Origin of the sequence: Paenibacillus ilasis (genome assembly GCF_043195395.1) — a bacterium.
GTDB classification, from domain to species: domain Bacteria; phylum Bacillota; class Bacilli; order Paenibacillales; family Paenibacillaceae; genus Paenibacillus_AQ; species Paenibacillus_AQ lautus.
Genome location: NZ_JBHDJG010000001.1, coordinates 2660921 through 2687686 on the forward strand (window position 1 = coordinate 2660921; position 26766 = coordinate 2687686).

Sequence of the window (26766 nt, forward strand, 5' to 3'; positions counted from 1 at the left end):
GGGAAATGAAATTAAAGTTGATTTAAAAATTCTAGTTTTGATTATTGGTATATTCTTAATTTCATCATACTTAATTGGATGTACAATGAATAAGGAATCAAGTGGGGAAACAAAGATTTTCGAAATTGCCAATACAGAAGAGGTTTTTGGTAAAAAGGATGAAGAAATGGTGACTGTTAGAAAGCACTATATGATTCTAAATCCACCGAAGGATTTAATACAATTGAAAGAATTAGTTGAAAAATACAGTAAGGATCATCCAGTTGAAGGCGAAATTAAAATAATAGAAGGAAAAAACCGGATTTTTTATATGTACTTCTATAGGGAAAGCAAGGATTTTCCAAGAGACTGGCAGCCCGATGAAAGCTACATGAATACAGATCGGATAGAACATCATAAGCATGATCTGATTACATCAATAATTTGGTCAGATGTAGACTCACAAAAAGAATACTATAGTTATGACAAAAGTAAGGAAGGGAAGGTAATTAAGAGAATGCATTTTATTGAGGATCAGCTTGTTGAGTGATACACTATCCATCCACTAAAATATAAAACAGATATGCAGCAGGTTACATTCTATACCGTGATGGCCGGTTGATATATTAAACGTGGCTTTATTTATCCTTGTAGATGTCACATATTCTCAGCTCCTTGCGTTTAGCGATCATATAGAATTACTGTAACATGGCTGAACGGAGACGACAGAGAAACTTATTTGTCAAAGGACAAGAACATAGTTCCATAGAAAGTAGCTAATTTAGCGGCTTTTTTGTTTTATCGGTACAAGTTCTTGTCCCGAGTCAAGGACAAGAACATCAGCCGATTACCGATTAGATAAATATCTAACTATGTTTCCATGTAATTTCATTAAGCTAACGGGCAGTTTATCGTTAAAGGATCTCGATATGGATTTTGATAACATCAGATTCTAATTAGGGAGATTTGGAAGAGGAAGATGGAATTCATCGAGTTGTAGAGCGACTGCTAGAGTCTAGCTGTAATGTTCGGATGATAAATTTCAATTTTGAACGGATGCGCCCCTTTTACACTCAGGCGCATCCTTGGATATGCTAAACTGATATTGTCTTTTATTATATTGAATTGTTGAGTAGTGGAATTAAGCATCAACATGAGAAATTTAATCCAGTGGAAAATATGAAGCGATTCAAAGAGATAGAAGGCACATTGAGCGTGCATCATCTCCTTCCAAATGTATTTCTATTCAGAAGTATTTTCTAGTTAATCATCGTTGCTCCCTGTTTTGCAACCATTTAACCGTCCCAATGAAGCCTGCCAGTCCTATTAAAAATACCAGAAAATAACTGGTATTTGCCAAGGGAAATGATGCGATGCCGTTTTCCTGCAAATGCAAAGCAGGTACAGACCAGGGCAGATACGTGCCAATGGCAGTAGGCCCAAATACCAATGCCAGCATCAAAGTTGTAAAAGCAAAGCCGATCGGCACCAGATAACCGCGCGATATACAGGCCAATAGGGCAAGAGGGGCACTTAATAATAGGTGGAGAGCACCAATGATAAGTATTAGGAACAAATAATGTTGTACAATCGCGAACGAAAAGCCAGGAAGTCCGATAGCAAAACCAAGTACTAAGGCATAAGCAAAGCTGATCAACATCATTACAAAACACCAAAATATAATTGCGACATATTTGGCAATCGCTATTTTACCGCGCGATATAGGCAAACCGAGCAAATCCTTAAGCGTCCGATCAGAATACTCACGGCCAAATGTCCAGCTTGTCACCAATCCAAACCCCAGCAGCCCAAACACGGATGCATACAAAAACGCAGTCCGTTTAAGAAAAGAAGACCAATCGGGCTGTCCCAAGAACAACGTGATGACAAACAATATAAACAGAAGCGTGCCCCATAAAACAAAGGATCGACGCAATTTGTAAATTTCAACGCTACAGGCTGTCAACAATGGTCTCATTTTCGTTTTCCCTCCTGGGCTCCGATTACTTTGAGAAAATAATGTTCCAAATTCTCTTCTTCAATGTTAAGCATGGTGAGCGGCACTTCGTGATGAGCAAGCAATCTCGCAATATGTTCGGGATGCTTCACGGCATGATCATCCGGTAGTGCAAGGCAGTTATCCGGAATCGAATGTACCGCATACCCGGAGTCTGAAAGAATAGCTTGAGCCTTCCGAGCATCCTTCGTACCGATCATCAACTGCTTTCGGCGGATGGTTTCAAAGTCTTTTGTTGTCAGTTCTTCAAGCAATACGCCTTTGTGAATAATGCCGATTCGAGAAGCCATTTTGGACATTTCCTCAAGGATATGGCTCGATATAAACACGGTAACCCCTTGTTGAGAAGCTAGAGCTTTCAGCATCTCCCTTATCTCGACAATTCCGGCAGGATCAAGCGCATTGGTTGGCTCATCAAGAATCAGAACGTCCGGCTTATGAATTAACGCTTTGGCCAATCCAAGTTTCTGCGCGTTACCAAGTGACAAATCTCTTGCCTTACTATCCGCATATTGGGTCAAATTCAATTGCTCCATAATTTCGTCAACTGCCCTCGGAACCGGTAATCCTCGCAACCTGGCCATCAAACTCAAGTTTTCCCTAACCGTAAAGTTAGGGTAGGCATAAGGAACTTCCACCATATAACCTACTCGTCTCGACAAATCTGGATTCCCATTCGCCCAGCGCTGACCAAACAAATACACTTCTCCGGAAGAAGGCTTACTCATTCCGAGAAGAGCTCGAATGGTTGTCGTTTTCCCTGCGCCATTCAACCCCAGGAATCCATAGATTTCTCCTTTTTTAACGGAAATCGAAACGCGATCCACAATGACTTTATTCCCGTATTGCTTTGTCAGGTTAATGGTTCGAATAATCTCTTCCATAGAAACAGTCCTTTCCGTATCATCAATTTAAACTCAGTTCATTAATAGTGCCGGCAGTCACCTGAGATGTTCTAAAAGATCGCCGCAGGCTTATCCAAATCAGTTTTCGCGATAAATGAAATTCAAGTAATTCAAAATCGATGTGGTATCATCAAAGGAGGTACGCAGTGCGATGTAACCATCGGGACGAATCAATACGAGTTCTTCACTTGCTACATCATAAATTCTATAGGCATTCCCTGCTGTGTCTATTATGCCTTCCGCCCCCTCCACGTTCGATGGCAGGATATAATGCACATGGAGTTCGTCGTTGGTGAAGTTCTTCAGAGAAGGATCGATGCAGTTTGCAAAAGCCAAAAGCGTCCAGTGCGGACCGCGCAATAGGTCAAAGACACTTCCTGCAAACCTGGTACCTTGCAGGCCCGTAGCATTAGGAGCACGATCTCCAGGAAATGAACGGTTAGCATTTGTTCGAGCAGACGGACGGGTAAGCGAACTTAACCGATAGGAAATGAGAAGCCCACTCGTCAGATCGTCGGATATGGTGCTCAAGGATTGGGACAATGTTCCACCTTCAGTCGCCGTTCCTACAACCTTTCCCATCTTTTTCGTGCTGTCCTCGAGCACGGCTTGAGCCACAGGGCGGCGCTCCTCATCGTACGTGTCGAGCAAGGCGATGTCCGCTCCGCGTATGACGGCCGCCAGCTTCCAGCCGAGGTTGTAGGCGTCCTGTATCCCCGTATTCATGCCTTGACCGCCAGCTGGCGAATGAACATGAGCAGCATCGCCGGCAAGAAAAACCCGTCTGTTGCGGTAACATTCAACCATACGGACGTTGACCCGGTAGATGGACAGCCAGGAAGCATCCGTGAGCCGAACACGTCCGGCCCCGGCGCGACGGTCAAACATGGCTTGATACGCCTCTAGCGACGGCTGCTCTGGTTCTTCGATGTCTGCCGGAATTGTAGCCTGCAGTTGCCAAATATCGGATTTCGGCAGCGGTGTCACCCCGACCATCCCCTCCGAAGATGTCCAGATATGGATATGGTCACGATCCAACCCTTCCAATCGTACATCGCCAAGATACCATCGCTCATCATCGTGTGTTTCTCCAACCAGCGGCAACTGAATAAACTTGCGGATATTGCTTTTGCCCCCGTCAGCGCCGACGACATAACGAGCGCGAATTTGCTCTTCTCCTTGCGGTGTATTCACGGTTACCGTCACACCATCCAAATTCTGTTCAAGCCCTACAGCTTCCACGCCCAACTCGACTTGACCGCCAAGCGCCGCATAGCGGTCGCGCAATGCTTTTTCCACATCATACTGAGCAATCCAGACCGGATCACGATAGGGTGTCTCCAGTTCGATGCTGGCTGCAACGGTAATAGCCGGCTTGTCCACACTCCTGCCATCTGCGTTATAATAACGTACAGGCAAATCCACGACCCCTGTGTCCATAATGTAACGAACGGCCCCCAAATCATCGGCGACCTCAAGCGAGCGGGGCTGGATTGCTTTGGCGCGAGACGCTACGTTATATAAGGCACTTCGTTCAATAATACGATGGTCGACGTCTCGACGGGCAAGGTCGCAGGCAAGTGTAAGCCCTGTTGGTCCGGCCCCGACAATGAGAACATCTACAAAAGACTGCACGGTTTTCATGGATAAAATCCTCCTTGATCATTGATTTTGATATGTTGCATTAAATACACTACACCGTGCAGTGTAATTTGTAAAGTGGAACTCATTTTTGATAGTATACCTGTAGGGGGGAAACGTAAGCATGGATAATACGGAAAACAAAAAAATCCGCAAAGGCTCTTCAGACAAACGAGCTAAAATTATTGCAGCGGCACGAGATCTGTTTCTTTCAGATGGGTTTGATCGCTCCAGCGTCGATGCGGTCGCAGCTAGAGCGGGGGTTTCCAAAAGGACCGTTTATGATTATTATGGCGACAAACAGAACTTGCTGCTTGCTGTTGTGGAAGAAACCAGTCAGGCGGTTCTGGACATGATCAAGCAAGGGATATCAGACTACCTGTGGGAATTCGAGGATCTGGAGCAGGCGCTCATCTTATTCTGCGAACAATTCGTAGCTTCTGCGAACGGTTCGTCCGATTACAGCGCTCTGATCCGTCTGGTTACAATGGAAGCCGCCAACCTGCCAGCCTCGTTTTTAGAAAAGCTGGATAACGCAACGGAAGAGGGGATTATCAGGAGGTTTACCGAGTTTGGACAAAACGGACTGCTCGATGTGCCAGATCCTGTAATGGCTACAAAGCACTTCGCTGCCTTAACGTTTTTATTGGTATTTGATCAACCGATAAAAGCAGGGGATCTGGAGAAGGAACAAACCAAACGTATCATCACTGAAGGCGTACGCGTCTTTCTTTGCGCTTATGGAAAACGCACCGTTCAAAACGAAAATCAACCATCATACTGATTGCGATTTTGCTTAACGATAAAAGACTAGTGGGGCCACCAATTTAACGTAAATATACGCTAAGGTTGTGTAGGCACTTCAAAACTGATTTCCAAGTAAATGACCGTTAATGTTCAGAAAATGTTGGCGGATGCAATATAAAAACAGAGCGAAGTCCCATTGGGAGGGATCGCTCTGTTTTTTATACCCGATAGCATGGGGTGATACAGATCTCGCCTGTCGCCGGCGTGTCTGCTGTGGCCCCTGCAGCTGTAATTTGTATGGAGTTAAAGGTCAATTTGTCAGCTTTCTCAAAATGCTTGCAGATAGCCGCCCCACCAAAATGCAGATAAACCCTTACGAAAAAAGGTTTTTTTATTTTTGTTTCTCTCTGTACGTTTCGGTTTTTGCGTTCGTAACATTTTTGGCTTGTGTCCTCACTTCTTGAAAAATTGATTTTTTAGTCGTGGCCACACATTGGGTTACACTAAGATATTTTTTGGCGGCGTTGCGACTTTTTCGGAAGCGAGCATGCTCCGTTCAGACCATTATGTTTCCTTAAAGCAAAGCAACCGCCCTATCCTCTGTCGAAGGCAGGGCGGTTCAATTTGTTCTGCTCCGAATACTCCGCGTAAAAGGCGGTCAGAAGCTTGAAGGCGAATTATTGAATCGTCGTTGACGATTCAGAACTGGAATCGAACAAGCTGCTCGAATGCGTTTCTTTATGCGTCTTAAACCCGAATTATATAAAGGAATATTTCAAACTGACGGAACCTATAGAAGGATTCGATATTCCATAACATGAAGAAAAGCCACTTCTATCTAACGAGACTCGAATAGTACTGTGTCCGAGTTTAGTGGAAAGCGCCTTGATAGTGGCACCAGCTATGATCGAAATGCTGGCATGCTTAGCCTTGATTCACCGTAGAAGGCCAAATGTCCACATTTGTATATGGAATGTAAACACGTGTATATGCAATGTAAACACATGTATATGCAAAGTAAACACATGTATATCGATGCTTCATTGCCCTCTACTTATAATGAAGTTGCCGCAGCAAATAGCATGGATGGTCATGCGGGTTGCTTGTGGTAAATCGTGCAAATTACAACGGGAGGGATATTCGTGGGTTTACGGCAGAGGGTTATTTTTTTAGTCATATTTGTTACCGCTTTCATAATGGTGACCACCCCTTCGGAGAGGTCCAATGCCGCAACAGGGAATATGGCTCTAGGGAAGGCGGCTTATTCGTCGTCGAACGAAGTGGATTTTTTCGGACCTGAAAAAGCGGTCGATGGGGGCACCGAAAATGCAAGCCGCTGGTCTTCCGAAAGAACGGACGATCAGTGGTTTTACGTTGATCTGGGCGAGGCTGTAGAAATCGGAAGAGTCATCATCAACTGGCAGACTCCGGCGGAGCAATATCAAATTCAAGTATCCGACGATGCGGTTTCCTGGCGGAACGTATTCGCGGACAACCGCGTGCTCGTCGCGTCCGGGCCGGGTGAAGATACGATCGATTTCGAGCCGACAGTGGCGCAATACGTCAAGTTTCAAGGGGAGACGCGACGTCCTATTGAAGGCGTTTATTACGGATACTCCTTCTGGGAATTCGAGGTATACAAAGGCAGACCGCAACTGCAGCCAATCATGGACGCGGTGAAAAACAGCATCGTCGTCTCCGAAGGGGATACCCTGCTGAATCTGCCCGCTGTACCGGAAGGTTATACGCTGACGCTGGTGAACACGGACAGCTTGCCGGTGATCGACGTGCAGGGCAATATTCATGCGCCGCTTGTCGATACTCAGGTTCAGCTGCTGCTGCAAATCCAGAGCGACAGTGATCCGACATATCTCTTAACGGATAATGCGCTAGTCATTGTACCCGGTCTCTATGAGCAGACGAGCGAGCGGAACCCGGAGCCGCGCGTCATTCCTTCTTTGCGCGAGTGGCTGGGCGCGACCGGCGAATTCCGCTTGTCGGAGAAATCCAAAATCGTCATTCGCTCAGATGATGAAGCGGCTCTGCGGGGGACGGTTGACATTTTGCAGCAGGACTTATTGGATTTAACGAAGTTGTCACTGACAGTTGAGGTTGGTTCTCCTCAAGAGGGAGATATCTATTTGATGCTGGATGCCGCGCAAGCGGGATTGGGGAGAGAGGGATATGAGCTGAATATCAGCGAGTATGCTTCTGTTGCTGCGTCCGAGCAGACGGGAGTCATGTTCGGCACGAGAACGATCTTACAGCTTCTCGGCCACGCTGCCGATCATAAGGCGATGCCTAAGGGGCAATCGCGCGATTATCCGAAATACCCAGATCGGGGCTTTATGCTCGATGTGGGCCGCAAGTTTTATACGATCGAGTTTTTGCAGGACTATGTCAAGCTGATGTCCTACTATAAGATGAACCGGTTCCAGATTCACCTGAACGATGATGTCGGCGATGTCGGTTACTTCCGTCTGGAGAGCGAGAAATTTCCGGGAGTGACGAGCAAGGACGGCTACTATACAAAACAGCAATTCAGAGACCTGCAGCTGCTTGGGATGGAATACGGCGTAAACGTCGTGCCGGAAATTGATACGCCAGGCCACTCCGGCGCGTTCATCGCCTACGATTCTCAATTGGGCAGCAACAATCAGCTGGATATCAATCGTCCAGAGACGCTCGACTTCATTAAAGCACTCTTTGACGAGTATCTCGACGGCAGCAATCCGACCTTCGTCGGCCCGGATGTGCACGTCGGCACGGATGAATATTTCGGCGACGACAAGGAGGCGTTCCGCAGGTACGTGGATATGCTCCTTAACCACATTAACGGCAAAGGCAAACGCGCCCGTCTATGGGGCAGTCTGTCCGCATACGACGGCACGACGCCGATCAGCAACAATGCGACGATGGACATCTGGTATGAGCCGTACGGAAGCGCTCAGCAGGCCGTGGAGCTCGGCTACGATATTATCAATACCAATACGAATTTGCTCTACATCGTACCGCAGCTGTACCGCAGCTATTTGAATTACGATTTTATTTACAACGAGTGGGAGCCTAACGATTGGCTGGAAACGAAGCTTCCTTATGCGCATCCGCAGGTCAAAGGCGGCATGTTCGCGCTCTGGAACGATGTGTCCGTAGAGAAAGGCGTATCCATGGCGGACTCGCATCAGCGGATCTTGCCTTCCATGCAAGTGCTGGCGGAAAAGCTGTGGAGAGGCAACCGCATCAATCGGAACTTCGCAAGCTTCCAGGCGGATGCCGCAAGGTACGTGGACCCGCCGGGTGTTCATCAGTCCCACCAGCTTCAAATCGACAATGAGCGGCATCTCGTGCTGGATTATACCTTCGACGAAGGCTTCGCGGACCGTTCGGGGAACGGCTTTGACGGCAACGCGGTGAATGCAGGCACAGAGAAGGGAATCTTCGGTCAAGCCGTGAAGCTAAACGGCGGGGCCAGCTACGTGGAAACGCCGCTTCGCACGCTTGGTTTCGGCTGGACGATGTCCATGTGGATCAAACCGGACGCTGACAACCCGCAAGGAGCTGTGCTGCTGGAATCTCCGGACGGACAGCTGAAATACAACATTGGGGGCAGCGGCAAAATCGCCATCACAAAAGAAAATTACGTCAGCGAATTCAATTATAAGCTGCCGACCGATCGCTGGACCCATGTCATGATGATCGGCGACGACACGGGGACCTCCATCTTCATTAACGGCAGTGAATATACGGCTACTCTCAAAGACGGCTCCAAGCTGGAAACATTCGTTCTGCCGGTAGCCAAAATCGGCAGCGAAACGAATGCTTTTAAAGGCTTGATTGACGAACTCATCGTAAGGAACACCTACTTGGACCTGCATGGAAATCTGGCTTTGCATAAGCAAGCTGAATCCTCGCAGCCGGAATCCTCGTCCTACACGGCGGATAAAGCGGTGGACGGCAGAGGGGATACCAGATGGTCCAGCGAATGGGTGGACGATACCTGGTTCATGGTGGATCTAGGTGAAGTGAAGAACATTGATGCTGTATCTATTCTGTGGCAAACGGCTTATGGTTCGAAATACCGCATTCTCGTGTCCGAGGACAAGGAGAACTGGACGAACGTTGTGAAAGACAGCAACGGGGAGATTAACGGAAAGCCGGGACGAGTCGTGACTACCTTCCAGAGCACGCCAGCCAGATACGTGAAGTTCGAAGGCGTGTCCAGAGCTACTATGTTCGGCTATTCCTTTGAGGAATTTGAAGTGTACGGCGAGGAATATAAACTCGGCAATCTACGGCCGATTATCGACCTGTTGACGGCTATCGAGGCCGACAAGCTTGTGGAGGACAATTACTCACCTGAGGGCTGGGCACAGCTTCAGCAAGCGATTGGGCAAGCGACTGCGGCTATTCAAACCGCCCAGCTGTCCCGTCCTGAGGCCGAACAGGCGTATGCAGCGCTGAGCGTTGCGCGTGATCGTCTAACGATCGAAGACGTAATGGGTCTGATCGAGCTTAATGTAAACGGAAGTATCGCATCCAACCTTTACCTCCCGCAGAAAGGGCAGTTCGGTACGCGCATCGTCTGGAGCAGCTCAAAGCCCGACTACCTGAATGCGAATGGACAGTTGTTGAAACGTCCGTCAAGCGGGTCAGGCGACATGGAGGTCGTGCTGACCGCGACGATCAGCAAGGGAGCTGCATCCGCGGAGAAAACGTTCAAGATCAAAATCAAAGCGCTGCCTGGCTCCGGCGGCGGAGGATGGGTTCCGACTCCAGTAACTCCTGGTCCGGAAGGAGGCCAAAACGGCGGTTCGAATCCGGGAGGTGAAGATCCGGGCAATGGCAGCGAGAACGGCAGCGGCAATGAGAACGGCAGCGGCAACGGCGGGGAGTCCGGCGGCTCGACAACGGTTCGGCTGAACGATATTGCGAGCCATTGGGCAGAAGCGTCCATCAAACGGGCGGTTGAGCTTGGATTCGTAGCGGGCTACACCGACAAGACGTTCAAGCCGAATAAGACGGTCACAAGAGACGAATTCGTCGTCATGCTGATCAAAGCGTTGAAGCTGCAAGGTGCGAACAGTTCGCTGGACTTCGCGGACGCAGGCTCGATTCAAACCTGGGCGAAGCCTTATATTGCGCAAGCCTTGGAATCCGGACTGATCAGCGGCTATGCGGATGGGACATTCCGACCGAAGGTTTCGATTAGTCGGGCAGAACTGGCAGCAATGATTGTTCGCGGCTTGGGTCTGAAGACTGCAAAAGGGCATGAGCTCTCTTACGCGGACGCGGATCAAATCCCGGCTTGGGCGAAGCCGTACGTGGCAGCAGCCCAGGAGGCGGGAGTGATGAACGGTCGCGGGGACAACCGGTTCGCGCCGGCCGCCTCGGCGACGAGAGCTGAAGCAGTGACCGTTATTCTGAATATGCTTGATGCGCTTGCGGAGTTGAAGGAACAGGAGCAGAACTAATTATGCATAGAAAGAGAGCGTGAGATTAGGTGAAAACTAGACGAAGTTTGACTGCTTTGCTGCTTGTCCCGGTCATGCTGTTATCGTTAATATCGTCTGTGAATGCGGAGGAGGCGGGCAGAGAAAGCGCCGGCTTTTATAATCTGGCTCAAGGGAAAACGTACACATGGTCGGAACAGCCGGAGGGCGCTTTCCCGGATGACGGGACGAAGCTGACGGACGGAAATGCCGCCGACCCCTCGCGTGACAGCGGCAACTGGGTGGGCCACCTGAGCAAGAAATCCCGTTCGGTTGTGTTTGATCTAGGCGAGCAAAAGACGGTTCAGGAGGTGAGCGCGCGTTTCCTGCACGATTGGCCGAACAACGAAACGCTTGTGCCGCTCACCGTTTCGTTCTACGCGTCGGACGATGGGGTGAGCTGGGGCGTATTATCTCATAATGCAACTCAGTTGTTATGGGGCGACCAGACCAACATCGAGACATTTGCATGGGACGGCAGCCCTGAAACTGGAGCTGTCAAGCGTGGCGATTATACCGAAGGACTCGTATACGCTCGGTATGTGAAAGTCGTGTTCTCCATGCATCCGAGGGCATGGAGCATGATTGACGAGGTGACGATTACCGGAGCGGATGGCTTGATCGCCGGAGCGCAGCCGGTACAGCCTGAGCCATACGCCCTCCTGCAGCCTGGAGATGCTACTGGTGGAATTCAAAACCTGGGCTTGCTGTATAACGGACACTACGCGGACGGCACAGGAAATTGGACGAAGGAACGGGCTATCCCTAATATCAGTTATGTGAACGAGCAGGGAGAGCCTGTCGATTGGCTGTTCGACGGCGTGCTGTATCTGGGCTTGACATCGGATAACGGCAGAGGCTTCGGAGCGACAGAAGCGGCCGGCAAAGCCAGAAAACAGGAATGGGAATGGTATTTGGATAAAACGTTTAACGCTGGCGGCGATATGAGCGCGTTGAACGAGGCGACGGTCGAGGCAGGCGTGGAGCTTGGCGAGCCCGACCATAAGACGAAGGTTGTTCTGATGATTCCAGAACCGGGCGAGTATCAGTCCGACTTCGGCAGCATTGACGGCGAGGATCTGAACTTCGATGTAGGTGCGGTCGGCGATGCCGCATCGCTGGATAACAGGGCCAAAGCGATTCAGTGGTGGGTCGATGAAGTGCAAGCCAGATGGACGGCTGGGGGCTACTCGAACCTGGAGCTCGTCGGCATGTATTGGCTGGAGGAACAAATCAGCACGCATGCAACCGGGCCGGAGATGGTCAAGAGAGCGAGCGACATCGTTCATGACGCAGGCCTGAAGCTGTTCTGGATTCCTCATTTTATGGCCTATAAGGCATTCATGTGGAAGGATGTCGGCATTGATGCCGTATCTCTGCAGCCGAACTATTTCTTCGAGAAACTGGACCCTTCGCGTCTGGAGGATACAGCGGATATGGCGAAGCGGTACGGCATGTCGCTGGAGCTGGAATTTGACGACCGGATGATCAACGACGCCGTCTTCCGCGAGCGGTTCATCGAGTACTTGAACAGCGGCGTGGATACCGGTCTGATGCAGCATGGATATAAAGCTTACTATCAAGGCAACAACGCTGTATACAACGCGGCGAAAAGCACAGACCCTGCTACCCGCGTGCTTTACGATTGGCTATACCAATTCTCTAAAGGCACTTATCAGAAGCAAGACGCTGCTCCGCCCGATGTTGTAGCGCTCATGAACGGGCAGCCGATCTCGGAGCATACGATCGTGCCTGATACGACACAGGCCGCCTTCACCTGGACCATTCCGGGAGATGATGGGAGCGGGATTGTTAAAGTTACGGCCAAATATGACGGCAAGCCTTATACGGAAGGAACTGTTGTAGATCTGACGGGTAAGCCGGGTAAGCATGTGCTGGAGCTGACGGTGGCGGCTGCCAAATCCAAGACGGTTAAATTCGTAATAGAAGCTCGTTTGGGCGCTGAAGGCCTATTGGCTCTTGTTGATAAGTACGCGGACAACAAGCAGCTTAGCAATGCCGATTCGGTACGCGCTATGCGCAACGCCTTGATCATGATGGAGCGTACGCAAGAGAGCCACCCTGAGCAAGCCAGAGACTATTTGCTGGCATTCAATGCGAAGCTGGAAGGAGCTAAAGGCCTTGAGTTTGTAACGGAAGGCGCTTATACGGCGCTGAAGGAAGGTGTGTATTACGAGGCTGGCAGCATCGCACAAGATAAAGAAGCAGAGGCATCCTCGACGGAGGCCGCAGGTCTGGAGCCTGCGAAGGCGCTCGACGGCGCACCGGCCACACGTTGGGCGAGCGAAGTGCGCGATACGGCTTGGTTCCAGGTTGATCTGGACAGCCAGCAAACCTTCGATACGATCCGAATCGATTGGGAATATGCGCGTGCGGACCAATACCGTCTGAGCGTCTCGGATGATAAGCAGACGTGGGAGCCCTTGAAAGTCGGCAACAATGGCGTGGTTAAAGCTGCCGACGGCAAGAACACCCTGGTATTCCCGGCAACGACGGCAAGATACATCAAGTTTGAGGGATTGAATCGGGCAACGTTTTACGGTTATTCCTTCTATGAATTCGGCGTGTACGATCTTGCCCCGCAGCAAGAGTTAAAGATGTTGGACGGCATACAAGCCGCTGTGGACACTTCCACGAAGAAAGTCACGATTGACGGTCTGGTCATGAACGGCAAGAAAGAACATTTGTATGTGAAAGTGCTTGACCCAAAAGGCAACATTCAATACACCGGTCAGACGGGCACTGAGGATGACGGAAGCTTCCGCATCACCTTTACGTTGACCGGAGAAGAGCAAGGACTGTATACGGTCGAGCTGGAAACAGATGACATGATGACTCCCGAGCTGGTAACCTTCGAATACCGCAAGCTGCCTACGACTGGTGGAGGCAATGGAAGCGGCGGTGGTGGCAACGGCGGAGGCGGCGGTGGAGGCAACGGTGGTGGCAACGGTGGTGGCAATGGTGGAGGCGGTCAGGCGCAAGATCCGTATACGTTGCAGGTGGACGGTTCAGTCAAAGCCGTGCTTGTCCCGACGATGAACGGTCAGCAGGCTGCCGCTACAGTCGGGGTGTCGGATCTAAATGCCGCCATTCAGAGGGCAGTGGCCGACAGCAAAGGTAATAAACATGTTCATGTTGAATTGAAGTCATCGAACGCGGCTGGGAGCTATGCTTTGGAGCTTCCGGCGGCTAATCTGACGAACCAGTCTAATCTGATTTTGCATATCTCCACGCCGTACGCTCAGCTTGTTTTGACTGGTGACATGCTGGCAGGAGTCAAGAAGAATGCTGGAAAGCTGCTCGTAATCGTAAGCGATGATGCGGGCGAGTATCGCAGTAACGAAGCGGCCGGGCGGATCGGCAACAGGCCAATCGTAGAAGTTGCATTGCAACTGGACGGTGAAGCTCTGTCTTGGAAAAATGCGAAGGCACCGATTTCGATTGCCATTCCGTATTCGCTTCAAGCGGGAGAGCAAGCTGTTGATTTGCAAGCTTTCGAGCTGATGGGCGACAGCGCGGCGGCAATGAATGACGCGTCTTATGACAAAGACAAGGATATGCTGCGATTCTCCATCGACCATGTCGGCGTCTATGCTATCGGCGGCAAGAATTCGGCTGCATTTACTGACCTTGGCAAGCATGAATGGGCGCGCGAGGCGATCGAGAAGCTGGCCGAAAGAGGCATCGTCAAAGGCACCTCGATCGAAAAGGGTACTTTCAGCCCCGCAAATCAGGTAACGCGAGCTGATTTTATCTTGATGCTGGTGAACATGCTTGACCTGCGTGCCGAAATCGCCTCGACGTTCGCCGATGTGAAGCCGAATGATTATTACCACGATGCGGTGTCCATCGCCAAGCAATTGGGAATCGCTTCAGGAGTGAACGAAGTTAACTTCGCTCCTCGTGATTCAATCAGCCGCCAGGATGCTATGGTTATGCTGACCCGAGCGTTGCAAACGACGGGGGCCATAAAGCCGTCCGCATCCGGTTCAACGCTTGAGGGCTTCCGTGATGCGAGCCAGATTGCGCCATATGCTGCGGACAGCGTGGCAACGATGTTCGAGTATGGGCTGGTTACGGGCTTTAATGGCTATATGAAGCCGAAGAGTACAACCAGCAGGGCTGAAGCGGCGACGTTCTTGTATCGCGTTCTTCAATTAATCGAGGGGCAGCAGCAGTAGTAGACGCAAACAATTGATCTAAGCACATTCCGATTAGCGCGGCAACGCGCCCGGGGTGTGCTTTTTCGACGATACAGAATAAAACTTCGTAAATGGACGGATGAACCGGTAAGCACAATTGTCCGTATCAGGATGAACTAAGCAAGAAAGCAATCCAATCTATGTTTTCATTTACACCTCAGAAAATTGAAATGTTAGTCAAGAGCAAACCAGATGATGAGAATAAACAACTCCAAAAATCGGTTGATCTATATGTTAAAAAATTGAATTTTCAAAACCCGTTGATGATCAATTCCAACGGGTTTTTATTTTTAATAAACGATAATGGAAGAAATCTAAGAGGGAAAAGGGCAGTTACACGGCAAAAGGTACAAGTTCTTGTGTCCTCCGACACTTGAAAAGCTAATTGTAGGAGAGAATGCCAGGCTGGCCATAATCATGTCTAATGACACAAAAGTGACCACATTGTTGGTATTTGACACAAATAAGACCACATTATAGGTGATATATTCAAAAGCGCATGCTTATTGAATCCTGGCCTGTTATGTACGTCATTCTGGAAACTCAACTCATCAAACATCATTTCTAGGTTGTGCTTTTGACGACCTTTAGGGTGTCGGGAGTAAAAAACATTGCCCCATTGAAATCGCTCATTATTAAGGGGATCTCAAGAGTGCTTCTTCATTTTTAAAGGATAGCTGAATATTGTTGCCAACTCAAAAACACCTCCAAGGTTGTCTCCATATCTTAAGACATGGCTGCATTCTCTTGAAGGTGTTTTAACAATTCCTTTTGACATAGATTATGTTTAATTTGTTGGTATTACTTCACCACCATTACTGGACACTGGGCTCTCTTGACTACTTTATGGCTGACACTTCCTAAAACAAATTCTTGAAATGAATTAAGGCCACGACTTCCTATAATGATCAGATCAACATTTTTCTTTTTCGAGTAATCAACAATGGTGGGACCAGGGTCTCCAATAACTATTGTGATTTGATGATTCACGTTTTTGTTTCCTAGTTCCTCTGTAACCGGTAATAATTTCTGCTTTCGTTTGAACTCAATTTCTTCGTGGTTTTGTTAATGAAGTACCTCTTCTTTTATTTTAGTTGGATCTACAGCGAAGAAAACTTCTACTGTTGCACCTTCAATAAGAGATGCGATTCTAGCAGCTTCAGTTGCAGCCCGAACAGAGTTTTTAGAACCGTCTGCAGCAAGTACAATATGTTGATACATAGATATCACTCCTGTTCTAATGTGATTTTAATTGCGCGTTAGAATCATGATACACAGCTAATCTATTTACAATTTTTTCACTTGATGCATTGAGTCCTCTAACGATGACATGGTTATGATTGGCACGGTATTTAATCACAACTTTATCTACGGCACCGACTCCTGAGTCATCCCAAATGTGTGCATTCGAAAAGTCTAGAACGATGTCTTTGTCTTTCACATTATAATCAAATGCGTTGACGAATCCTTCAACAGATGCAAAAAAGAGTTGGCCTGAGATCTTAAAAGTTGTTTTATGCCCCTTGTTATCGCTCGTAACACTTACTTTTGATATTTTAGAGGCGAAGAATATGGCACTCAGGATGATTCCCAAGAGAACCCCAATTGCAAGGTTATCGGTAACAACGACAACAATGACCGTAGCCAGCATGACAAAAGCATCACTTCTAGGGGCTTTTCTTAAATAGGTGAATGATGACCAATCAAAGGTTCCAATGGATACCATGATCATAATCCCAGCCAATACAGGCATTGGAATTTGTACCACAACTCCACCTAGAACAATAATCAGAAACATCAGAAACACACCAGCTACAAATGTCGACAATCTAGTACGTCCGCCCGATTTCACATTGATGACTGACTGTCCGATCATCGCGCAACCAGCCATTCCACCGAAGAAACCGGTAATGATGTTTGCAATGCCTTGTCCACGAGCTTCCTTATTTTTATTACTGTCTGTTTCGGTCATATCATCTACAATCGAAGAGGTTAGAAGAGATTCAACCAAACCCACAACGGCTAGGGAAATCGAGTAAGGGAAGATGATTTGTAACGTTTCAAGATTAAATGGAATGTTAGGGATTAGAAAAGAGGGTAAGGATTGATTGATGACTCCCAATTCACCGACAGTTCCCAAATCTAGATTGCCCCATATAGCTGTGGCAGTGAGCACAACAATAGCGATAAGAGGTGCTGGAATTGCTTTGAAGAAACGGGGTAATACATATACAATAATGAGAGTAACGGCAACGAAAATATAGGTTAGCGTTGAAATCCCTGCAAAATGCGGTACCTGAGCCATGAATATCAGAATAGCAAGAGCATTAACAAAGCCAATCATGACAGCTCTCGGTATGAATTTCATGAGTTTACCGATTTTGAATATTCCAAACAGCAATTGAATTATACCAGTGAGCACAGTTGCAGCCAATAAATACTGCACGCCATGTTCTTTTACTAGCGGAACCATAAGTAAGGCCATGGCTCCGGTAGCAGCGGAAATCATCCCTGGCCGACCACCTATAAAGGATATAATTACAGCAATACAAAACGAAGCATATAGTCCTACCATTGGATCAACACCAGCAATAATTGAAAATGCAATCGCTTCTGGAATAAGAGCCAAAGCAACCACGATACCAGCTAAGATGTCGCTTCTGGGGTTAGAAAACCATTCTTGTTTAATCCGTTCAATCACTTGTACTTCCACTCCTTATAATTTGCTATGACTTTTGCTTTTTAAAGTCATGACCGCTTCAAGTACATTGATATTATCACGGATCGTTCCGAAATGGAACCTTTTTGGTCCTTTGTTTGTGTTATAATTTTATAAAGTCATACGTGATTAGGAGTTTTAATATGATATTTGGTTACATGAGACCCTCCCAGGATGATCCACATTGTCAAAATCAACTTGAAATTTTAAAAAGAAAGTCCTGCGATCACTTATTTAAAGAAGAGCACTCATCCGCAAAAAAGAGAATTCAATTAGAATCGATGTTGGATAGGCTTATGCCTGGAGATACAATCGTCGTAACCAGACTATTTTCGCTTGCTGACTCGACGAGGCATCTTAGTGAATTACTGGATCAATTTCAAAATCGACAGGTCCATTTGTATTCATTGAATGAAAATTTAAACACCCGAGAAGATTCTGGCCGTTTATTCCATAAACATGTGGAAACTATCCTGGAATTTCAAGGGGATATAATTAGTGAAAGCACCAAAAAAGGGTTAGATGAGGCTAAGGAAAAAGGTACGAAGTTAGGACGTCCTCGTAAGCTTGATGAGAACGTGATGAAGGCGATCCAAATGTATGAAAGCAATAAATATACGCTTGCGCAAATACGTGAAGAAACCGGGATTAGTAAAACAACCTTGTATCGATACCTCGAAAATTAATTGTAACAACAGGGACTGTTTAATTACCTGGGGGTAGGTGTATTAGGTGGGGCATGTGAGACGAGGTTGGGTTTGAAAGTAAAATGAACACGAACTGAACGTAAGTTGACTTTGCTTTCCCGTTTAACCTTAGTACTTTTGGTGATTTGGATTCATCTTTGGAACGGCGACTCATTATTCCTGAGACAAAAAGGAGAGTCACTCGTAACTTTCTTATGGAAAGCATGTGTCAGAGAATCTGTACAAATGTCGCAAATGTGATGGTGATGTTAAGTAAGATCGGCTCAATGCGGAATATATGAGACCTGTGTTGGAGAAATAGCATCCTTTGGGGTGCTTTTTCTTTTACTCCCAGAAGACAAAATGTAAGTTGGTTTAAGGCGTGTTTCATTGTTTGTCATAGACAAACTACCATCTCCTGTAAAATTTGACTGTACAAAGGAGAAGAAAGCAGTCCAGTTCCCAAGCTAAAGTCTTTACGAGAACAAAATATCCGTACGTAATTATGTAATAGGCGATACAATAGGACATTAATAAGAAAATGGCACCCAAAGGGTGCCGCTTGAGCGTGTTATGGTTTTAATAACTGTTATATTTTATATGGGGGGATTATGTCTTTCACACCGTCGAAGACGCTGAGTTTAAGGCTCAATTACTCAATACCGCCAGATCAAGCTGGCGTACGCGTTCTGGATCGGAGATCAGGTCGACCTCGGCAATCTTCCCGTGACTCATTGTAAATTTGAGTACATAGAGCAATCTTCCTTGAGGGGCCGCAATGATTCCTACGGTTCCATTTACCAAGGCTAGTTGGGCTGCTTTCTGTGCACGTCCCGATACTTGTTTTGCTAAAGCGATCGCTCCTCGCGTTACTCTTGAAGATTCAGTTGGACGATCGTCTCGAAGTATAACGTCCGGATCAAGCACAGCTATTAGCGTATCGAAATCGCCTGCATGCGCTGCAGCAAGAAAAGCTTGAACAACTTTGCGTTGATGAGCAATGTCGACTTCCGATGCTTTCACCCCTCGAACCCGGTGACGTGCCCTGCTCGCAAGCTGCCTTGTCGCGGCTTCCGATTTTCCTACAATAGGAGCAATTTCATTAAAAGGCATGGCGAAAACATCGTGCAGCACGAACGTAATGCGTTCCGCAGGTTTCAAATTATTGAGCACGACTAATAGTGCAATACCGATAGAATCAGCTAATATGGCCTCTTGTTCAGGGTCGATTATATTTTCTTGGCTGTTGAAAGAATCGGGCAAATGAGCTTCGATCGATTCTTCGCGCCTTGATTTACGCAATCGTAGCATATCGAGACATACACGCGAAACAACGGTGGTCAACCATCCCCCCAAGTTCTCAATGCCTTTTGCATCCACACGACTAAGACGCAACCAAGACTCCTGTACCGCGTCTTCCGCCTCGCTTAATGATCCAAGCATTCGATAAGCAACAACCTGAAGGTTCTTCCGATGCGTTTCGAATGTATTTGCCAACCAATCCTGTTCGCTCATCCTTCAAACTCCCTCGTACAAAAATAATAAACCACTATAAGTACTGACGAATGTAAGCTGAACAATGTGACAAGACGTCGCATTCAACTGATTTTTACATTTCTCATGAAATAATGTCACACATCCCAAGGTCTGATCCGTCAACATATTGGAGAGCCAAAACCGGTTCTAATCTTAATTAAAGGAGTTTTTCATTTGAAATCAAGAATAGATAGTCCTGCTACGATCGTACCCGATGCGACTCAAGCCTTACAAGCCCTTGGCAAAGCCCTATTTGTATCCGCAGAGCAAACAGGTATTCCCAAGCGCACGCTTTTTCTCGCATATCTTCGGGCAAGCCAAATTAATGGGGATAGTGTATGCGTCGAACTTCATTCGCGTAATGCATTGGCGACAGGTGAATCTGCAGAGCGACTTTTGGCCGTGTCGGCATGGCGTGAGACGCAATACTTCAATGACTCCGAGCGTTCTACACTTGCGCTCAGTGAAGCGGTTACCCGACTCAATGACCGAGTGGACCCAGTGCCGGATGAGATCTTTAACGAGGCAGCCCGACACTTCGATGTCCAGGCATTGGCCACGCTGATCGCCGGGATCTCTACGGCCAATCTCTGGAATAGACTAAACGTCTCTACAAGGCAGATCGTAACAGTTTCCGAGAGCAAATAATGAGGAGGGTATTGCCATCATGGCAACAGTTCTGTATATTACGGCAAATCCACACGATCATGAAAAATCATACAGCATGTTAGTAGGTAATGAATTTGTACAGGCTTACCGATCTGCCAATTTGAATGATGAGGTAATTCATCTTGATCTATATAAAATGGATATACCACAACTGGATACTGATGTTTTTAACGGATGGGACAAACTGAAGGCGGGCACTACATTTGAAAAATTGACCGAAGCAGAGAAAACGAAGCTGAGCCGAATCAATGAATTGGTTGATCAATTTGTTGCTGCAGATAAATATATATTTGTTACTCCAGTTTGGAATTATTCGTATCCACCCGTTATGAAGTCATACATTGATTCCATTTGTATAGCAGGCAAGACTTTCAAATATTTACCGGATATCGGCAGGATCGGCTTGTTGAGTGATAAAAAAGCCGTCCATATCCAAGCTAGCGGTAGCTTCTTGTCACCAGGCTCAGATGATGCAGACCTAGAAATGGGTCATCGCCACCTGAAAGTCATTATGGATTTCGTTGGGATTCCTAGCTTTGAGGGGATTTTTGTTGAGGGAATGGCTGCAAAAATCGATCAGGAACCTGAGATCAAAGTAAAGGCGATACAACAAGCGTGCGAAATCGCCTTAAAATTCTAAGTGTTTGCCTTTAATTATCTCATAAAGCAGACAGCAGGAATGATACATTCTCATCGATAGACAGTATATCTTACCTTTGAGGAAATCGAACTCTTATCCACAAGAAGAGTTCATACTAAAGGAACGAGTTACGACAAATAATACACGGATAGATCAAAGGGGTATTTTACCTTCCGAAAAACACGACATTCGTGAGTATAAAGAGTGGCAACCCATGGTCAATTTGGCTCCTACGGAATACAAAAAGGGAGGCAGCGCGCCTATGGTTACCGGACAGGAACAGCTTCAGCAGGTTGTTCAGGCGCTGAAAGAATGGATGAAATCAGTACAAAAATAAAAAAAGGACCGTAAGTGTTCATCTTCCATCGATGAATGCTTTCGGTCCTTTTATATTTATCCTGTACCTTTATGCCCTGGCAGCATCCGCCAATCACCGGCCCCCTTGGTCCCAGCAATACTGTTCCTAACCAGGAACCGATAAAACCCGCAATAATGTTCCCAAGTACACCGCTCGGTTACGTCCCGCTCCAACAAGTTGCCGCTTAACCAGTCAATAAGTCCACCAACAATGAGTACCCAGAGCAGATCCATGGATTGTCAGTGGAATATACCTCATCTTCCAGTTGGTAGAGGAATCTAAAGTGTCTGTGCTAAGATGAGGGTAAATGATGATTCAAGCTGGTGAACAAGGCTAGAAGGGGTGCACATTGAAGAAAATACTTGTCATTGACGATGAAGCCGCAATCAGGGATTTAATTGAGCTCGTACTGAGAAGAGAAAACTACGTCGTTCAAACGGCTGAAAACGGAAAAATAGCCCTGCAGCTGCTGGATGCTTTTGGGCCGGACCTGGTGGTGCTTGACTTGATGCTGCCTGACTGCTCCGGATATGACCTGTGCAAGGAAATCACCGGGAAACGTGCCGTTCCTGTGATCATGCTCTCTGCCAAAAATGAGGTAATCGACAAGGTGTTGGGACTAGAGCTAGGGGCGGAAGATTACATGACCAAACCCTTTGACAATCGTGAATTGCTCGCTCGGATCAAGGTGATTCTGAGAAGAAACGAGAGCAAGGAGGAATCAATTGAAGGAACAGAAGTGAAATCTACACGCATCATTCATGAAGAGCTGACATTTGATCTGGAAAGCCGAAGGGTGCTGAAAAACGGTGTACCCGTGTCTTTAACGGCCAAAGAGTTTAAGATTCTGGAAACGTTACTCAAAAGGCCAGACAAAATCTTTACACGGGATGAGCTGCTGCAGATCGGATGGGGATATGACTTTATGGGAGACAGTCGCAGTGTGGATATGACCATCATGCGATTACGGAAGAAGCTGGAGGATAACGCGGACGAACCGAAGTATGTCAGGACGATCTATGGATTTGGCTATCAACTTGGAGGTGACGAGGCCTGAAATACGCAACCCGGTTACTGCTGAATTATTTATTTTTCTCCGTGCTGTCCTTTGGTATCATCATTATTGCGGTGAATAAAGCCATCGATTACTACAGCTTCATTACCATTGAAAAACAGATGATGGAGAAGGCGGATCTGTCCGAGTTGTCCTTCCGTGAGGTGTTGGCACAGCATAGATCATCGACAGGAGAACCGCAGACAGAAGAAATCGTCAGACTTGCTCTGGAGAAGCTGAAAGCTTCAGGCAAGGAAGTACGTATCTATGATAGCTCCAAGCAGTTGCTGGGCTTGGCTGTGGATGGCATCATCATTAATGATGGCAAACCTCTTATTTTTGACAAAAATATTGAGAAAGCCCTGAGCGGCAATTATGCCTACACTGTAACGGAAGATCATCTGCTTTATTTTGCGACTCCCATTCAGAATCAATTTTACGAAAACGCTTATGTGTATGAGTTCGTGGACGACATTTCCTACTTCTATGCGATTATGGATCAAATCCGTTATATCCTGTTTGCGGGTGCAGGCGGATTTATTGTACTGATTACGTTATCCAGTCTGTGGATTGCCCGCAACACAACCAAGCCGATTAAGCTGTTGCTTGGCGCTGCGCAAAGTTTCTCTAGACAGGAGTTTCGGAGAGTTCATCTAAACCGGAAGGATGAGCTGGGCATGCTGGCAGATGGGCTGGATTCCATGGGACGGCAGCTTCATGATTATATTCAGTATCAGAAACAATTTGTCTCCAACGTATCTCACGAGTTAAAAACACCCTTGGCAGCCATTCGTGGTTTCTCTCAATACTTGGTTGAAGGGGAGAACGAGAACAAGGAGCTGCAAAAAATTTATGCTCATCTGCTGCAGGAATCGGATCGGCTGACGCGCTTGATTAATGAACTGTTGTTGCTATCCCGATTCGACAAAGCTGGTTCTAACGAACTGGAATCCAAGAAGACGGAAATGAACGAACTGATTCAGCAAGTCGCAACGAGTATGGGTGCCAAGGCCAAAGATAAAGGAATCGAGATTCTGTTCAGGGAGGCGGAAGCGGAGGATAAGCTTCTGACGAGAGTCCACTCCAACGTGAATCCAATGCTAATGTCCCATGCAATCGCCAACCTTGTGGACAATGCCATCAAATATTCAGGCAGTCCATCGCTAATCGAATTGAAGCTTACACATACGCCAAGCGAGGTCGTTATACGGATACGTGATCAAGGTATCGGTATCGCGGGCGATGAGCTGGAGAGAGTGCAGGAACGCTTTTACCGGGCGAAAAATGCAAGCACGGCGAACGGTTCAGGTCTTGGGCTTTCTATTTGTAAAGAGATTGTAGAGCGGTTTAATGGATATATCGACATGGAAAGTCAAATCGGGGAAGGAACGACCGTTACGATTGTGTTACCCCGTGCGTAAACACGCGCGTAAATAGTTAACGTTACAAGATTGATACAATTCTGTTATGAGACTAACAAATGCTTTTTTTATAATCACTTCATAAGAAGAAACCACACATTTATGGAGGGATCATGATGAAATTGATAAACAAAGCTACAGCTGCTATCCTGCTGAGTATTTTTCTAACGATGGCACTGACGGGCTGTCAGTCCAATGGTGCCAAGTCGCCAGAAGCGGCACAGAACTCGTCTGAAAAAAATACGCCCGACGAACAGGCCAAAGGCGAAGGAGCATCCAATTCTACTGCGCCTGCTTCAGAAAATTCGGAAGGACAAAGTGCTGAAGCTATTAAGGAAGGTTCGATCGAGAAGGAAGGCAATGTGGTGCTGAAGGAGCTTGCTTTTGTCTATAATGAGCACACCATTGCGATTTCGGATACAGCGAATGAAGATCAGATGGAACAGATGCTGGGCAAACCGGATAACCTGAAATCTCATACGTACCGTGCCGGCGATGGAACAAACATGGATACGTTAATCGGTTTTACAGAAAAGGTGTATACGTATCCTGGTCTGGAGATTAAAACAATCAGTATACCGGAGGGGAAACAAGACTCCATCTTTCATATCGAAATTACAGATCCTAAGTACGCGACAGTGCGAAACATTAAAGCAGGAGATAGCCTGGATACACTCAAAAACGCCTACCCTGAAGGGAAACTGCTTGGTGATGGAGCCCCTAATGAGGAGGATGACTTCCGTTACGAGCCATCCAATTATGTGGATGTGATGTCGTTTCATATCAAGGATGCCAAGGTGGAGAGCATTCAGATCTACAGCCTTCTGGACTAATATTTAATGATCGATGTTGGTAAGCCATTCATACGATTCACCTATAATACCTGCCCGGGAGAGGGGCAGGTATTTTCTCGTTTATTGTCGGTAGACAAGAATATAGACCCATTGAAAGTCGCTTTATTAGCGGCTTTTTTGTATTATCGGTACAAGTTCTTGTCCCGAGCCAAGGACAAGAACTTGTACCGATTGCCGAAAAGGATAAGAACATGAGCCAATTACCGATTAGACTATGTTTCCATGCAAACTCATTAAGCTAACGGGCAGGATAATTGAAGTTCAAACACATTGAGCCTTACCACAAGTGACGGTGAAGTTTTTGGCTTCACCGTGTATAAAAAGGCAGGAGGTGCCATTATCCTGCCTTCTTGCGTGTTTTAGATTTTGGTTTCTACTGTACTAAATTATCAAAATCCGGCTGCAATTTGTTCCGCAAAACATACAGCATGATGGCACCGACAAGGAATGCGACGACATCCGCAATGACGAGCGACCAGATCACCCCGTGAAAGCCGTTCATCCAATTGGCGATATAGAGCACAGGAATCAGAGTAACTCCTTGAATAATGGACATAATAAACGCGGCCGTTCCTTGCGCTGTTGCTTGGAAAATCCCCGTAAACAACGTGGTCATTCCTGTAATGAACAAGGATAAGAATGTCACATGCAAAATGTAGCTGCCCATTTCAATTAATTGCGGGTCATTCGTAAATAAACCGATTAAGTGATCGGAAATCAGATAGACGATGACACCGAATACGACGGCTAACGCCACAATCGTTTTGATCGTAAATCCAATGGTTTGCTTCATCCGTAATTTATTCGCTGTAAAAGAAAAGGCAATGAGCGGCACGACTCCCTCGCATAAGCCCATCAGAATAAACTCAGGAAATTGCAATAAACGTGATGAAATTCCGTAAGCCGCTACGGCTGGATCTCCATATTCAATAAGAAAACGATTTAAGATGAGCGACATTGCACCCAAAAAGATACTCATAATAAAGACGGGAACTCCGATTTTGAATACATTGCTCAGAATCTCCTTGGAAGCCTTGAACCATTTTACGGAGACGGTTAAGAATTGGCTCTTGTATCCAATATGGAAGGCGTAGAATACACTCGCAACCAAGTTGGAAATGACCGTAGCAGACGCTACACCAATCACATCCCAATGAAAAACGAAGATGACGAACGAATCGAGAATAATATTGACGACCACACTGAGAATCATACCGATCATCGATGTGATGGCTGCACCCTCCGAGCGCACGATATTCTCCAGCGTGAAGAATAATACGACGATTGGTGAACCGATAAGCATAATCGTGACATAGTCCTTCGTGAATCCGAAGGAGTCAGGCGTTGCCCCCAGACCATAAACGATGGGATCGATCAACGGAAGACCGATGGCCATCACAATCAGACCGAGAACCAAACTGCTGTAAAAAGCGAATGAAGATACATGCTTTACATCATCATATTTTTTCTCACCCAGCAAACGGGAGATGAATGTACCGCTACCCATGCCAATCAAGTTGCCTAGCGCCATAATAATTGCGAATAACGGCAAGGTTAATGCGAGTGCGGTTAACATGGCGGTATTGTCAAGTGTACCAAGGAAATAGGCATTCAAGATGGAATAGATGACACTCATTGACGTGCCTAGCATCATAGGTACAGCGAAGTGAGCTACGGCTTTTGCGACCGGGGCTTTTTCAAAGTAATGGAGGTTTTCTGCATCCATGCGGGTCACTACTTTCTTTATTTATTCTAGATCCACTCTTACAGTGTTAGATTGAACCTTACAGTGTTAGATGATATCATGAACCTATGAACCTGTAAAGAA

The 26766-nt window shown here is 46.9% G+C and carries 17 protein-coding genes and 2 pseudogenes; 11 read left to right on the forward strand and 8 right to left on the reverse strand.

Annotated features, from left to right (window positions below; genetic code table 11):
* Positions 1–37: 37 nt before the first annotated feature.
* On the forward strand, positions 38–529 hold the full coding sequence (locus tag ACETK5_RS12220; RefSeq protein WP_394055875.1) for a hypothetical protein: 492 nt from the start codon (positions 38–40) through the stop codon (positions 527–529).
* Between the two features lie 717 nt (positions 530–1246).
* Here the strand turns inward: ACETK5_RS12220 and ACETK5_RS12225 are convergent.
* From ACETK5_RS12225 to ACETK5_RS12235, 3 genes are all read right to left on the reverse strand, one after another.
* Positions 1247–1957 carry an ABC transporter permease gene (locus tag ACETK5_RS12225; RefSeq protein WP_394055877.1) on the reverse strand — a complete coding sequence of 237 codons (711 nt, stop codon included), beginning with the start codon at positions 1955–1957 and terminating at the stop codon, positions 1247–1249.
* Entirely contained in the window at positions 1954–2880 is a 927-nt protein-coding gene (locus tag ACETK5_RS12230; RefSeq protein WP_165789639.1) for an ABC transporter ATP-binding protein, read from the reverse strand. The genes ACETK5_RS12225 and ACETK5_RS12230 overlap by 4 nt, the downstream gene beginning before the upstream one ends.
* A gap of 99 nt (positions 2881–2979) precedes the next feature.
* Positions 2980–4545, reverse strand: a complete 1566-nt coding sequence (locus ACETK5_RS12235; RefSeq protein ID WP_394055879.1) for an FAD-dependent monooxygenase — start codon at positions 4543–4545, stop codon at positions 2980–2982.
* 121 nt (positions 4546–4666) lie between these two features.
* On the opposite strand from ACETK5_RS12235, the gene ACETK5_RS12240 reads away from it, so the two are divergent.
* The 3 genes from ACETK5_RS12240 to ACETK5_RS12250 all read left to right on the forward strand — a co-directional run bounded on the left by ACETK5_RS12240 (position 4667) and on the right by ACETK5_RS12250 (position 14980).
* A complete protein-coding gene (locus ACETK5_RS12240; RefSeq protein WP_326113689.1) occupies positions 4667–5326 on the forward strand; it encodes a TetR/AcrR family transcriptional regulator in 660 nt (219 codons plus the stop codon).
* 1105 nt (positions 5327–6431) lie between these two features.
* Complete coding sequence (locus ACETK5_RS12245) at positions 6432–10760, forward strand: S-layer homology domain-containing protein (RefSeq protein ID WP_394055881.1); 4329 nt, start codon at positions 6432–6434, stop codon at positions 10758–10760.
* Between the two features lie 29 nt (positions 10761–10789).
* Positions 10790–14980, forward strand: coding sequence for a DUF4855 domain-containing protein (locus tag ACETK5_RS12250; protein WP_394055883.1), 4191 nt, complete (start codon positions 10790–10792; stop codon positions 14978–14980).
* Positions 14981–15802: 822 nt separating this feature from the next.
* Here ACETK5_RS12250 and ACETK5_RS12255 read toward each other — a convergent pair.
* Positions 15803–16222, reverse strand: a pseudogene (locus ACETK5_RS12255) (universal stress protein).
* 16 nt (positions 16223–16238) lie between these two features.
* A complete protein-coding gene (locus ACETK5_RS12260; protein ID WP_394055885.1) occupies positions 16239–17702 on the reverse strand; it encodes a SulP family inorganic anion transporter in 1464 nt (487 codons plus the stop codon).
* A 161-nt stretch (positions 17703–17863) separates the two neighbouring features.
* Here ACETK5_RS12260 and ACETK5_RS12265 point away from each other — a divergent pair, with 161 nt between their 5' ends.
* Positions 17864–18406: a recombinase family protein gene (locus ACETK5_RS12265; protein ID WP_100537152.1), complete on the forward strand. Its 543-nt coding sequence runs from the start codon at positions 17864–17866 to the stop codon at positions 18404–18406.
* A gap of 648 nt (positions 18407–19054) precedes the next feature.
* Here the strand turns inward: ACETK5_RS12265 and ACETK5_RS12270 are convergent.
* Positions 19055–19921 (reverse strand): sigma-70 family RNA polymerase sigma factor, encoded by an 867-nt coding sequence (locus ACETK5_RS12270; protein WP_326113694.1) that lies wholly within the window; start codon positions 19919–19921, stop codon positions 19055–19057.
* 195 nt (positions 19922–20116) lie between these two features.
* On the opposite strand from ACETK5_RS12270, the gene ACETK5_RS12275 reads away from it, so the two are divergent.
* The 3 genes from ACETK5_RS12275 to ACETK5_RS12285 all read left to right on the forward strand — a co-directional run bounded on the left by ACETK5_RS12275 (position 20117) and on the right by ACETK5_RS12285 (position 21588).
* Positions 20117–20590: a carboxymuconolactone decarboxylase family protein gene (locus tag ACETK5_RS12275; protein WP_394055888.1), complete on the forward strand. Its 474-nt coding sequence runs from the start codon at positions 20117–20119 to the stop codon at positions 20588–20590.
* Positions 20591–20609: 19 nt separating this feature from the next.
* Positions 20610–21251, forward strand: coding sequence for an NAD(P)H-dependent oxidoreductase (locus tag ACETK5_RS12280; RefSeq protein ID WP_100537149.1), 642 nt, complete (start codon positions 20610–20612; stop codon positions 21249–21251).
* 214 nt (positions 21252–21465) lie between these two features.
* Positions 21466–21588: a hypothetical protein gene (locus tag ACETK5_RS12285; RefSeq protein WP_394057481.1), complete on the forward strand. Its 123-nt coding sequence runs from the start codon at positions 21466–21468 to the stop codon at positions 21586–21588.
* Between the two features lie 85 nt (positions 21589–21673).
* On the opposite strand, the pseudogene ACETK5_RS12290 reads toward ACETK5_RS12285, so the two are convergent.
* Positions 21674–21836: pseudogene (locus ACETK5_RS12290) on the reverse strand (GlsB/YeaQ/YmgE family stress response membrane protein); the annotation flags it as partial.
* Between the two features lie 122 nt (positions 21837–21958).
* Here ACETK5_RS12290 and ACETK5_RS12295 point away from each other — a divergent pair.
* The 3 genes from ACETK5_RS12295 to ACETK5_RS12305 all read left to right on the forward strand — a co-directional run bounded on the left by ACETK5_RS12295 (position 21959) and on the right by ACETK5_RS12305 (position 24917).
* On the forward strand, positions 21959–22666 hold the full coding sequence (locus ACETK5_RS12295; protein WP_100537148.1) for a response regulator transcription factor: 708 nt from the start codon (positions 21959–21961) through the stop codon (positions 22664–22666).
* Positions 22667–22707: 41 nt separating this feature from the next.
* Positions 22708–24084: a sensor histidine kinase gene (locus ACETK5_RS12300; protein WP_394055891.1), complete on the forward strand. Its 1377-nt coding sequence runs from the start codon at positions 22708–22710 to the stop codon at positions 24082–24084.
* Between the two features lie 116 nt (positions 24085–24200).
* Positions 24201–24917, forward strand: coding sequence for a hypothetical protein (locus ACETK5_RS12305; protein ID WP_394055893.1), 717 nt, complete (start codon positions 24201–24203; stop codon positions 24915–24917).
* A 394-nt stretch (positions 24918–25311) separates the two neighbouring features.
* Here ACETK5_RS12305 and ACETK5_RS12310 read toward each other — a convergent pair whose 3' ends face one another.
* Entirely contained in the window at positions 25312–26664 is a 1353-nt protein-coding gene (locus ACETK5_RS12310; RefSeq protein ID WP_326118439.1) for an MATE family efflux transporter, read from the reverse strand.
* Positions 26665–26766: the final 102 nt, after the last annotated feature.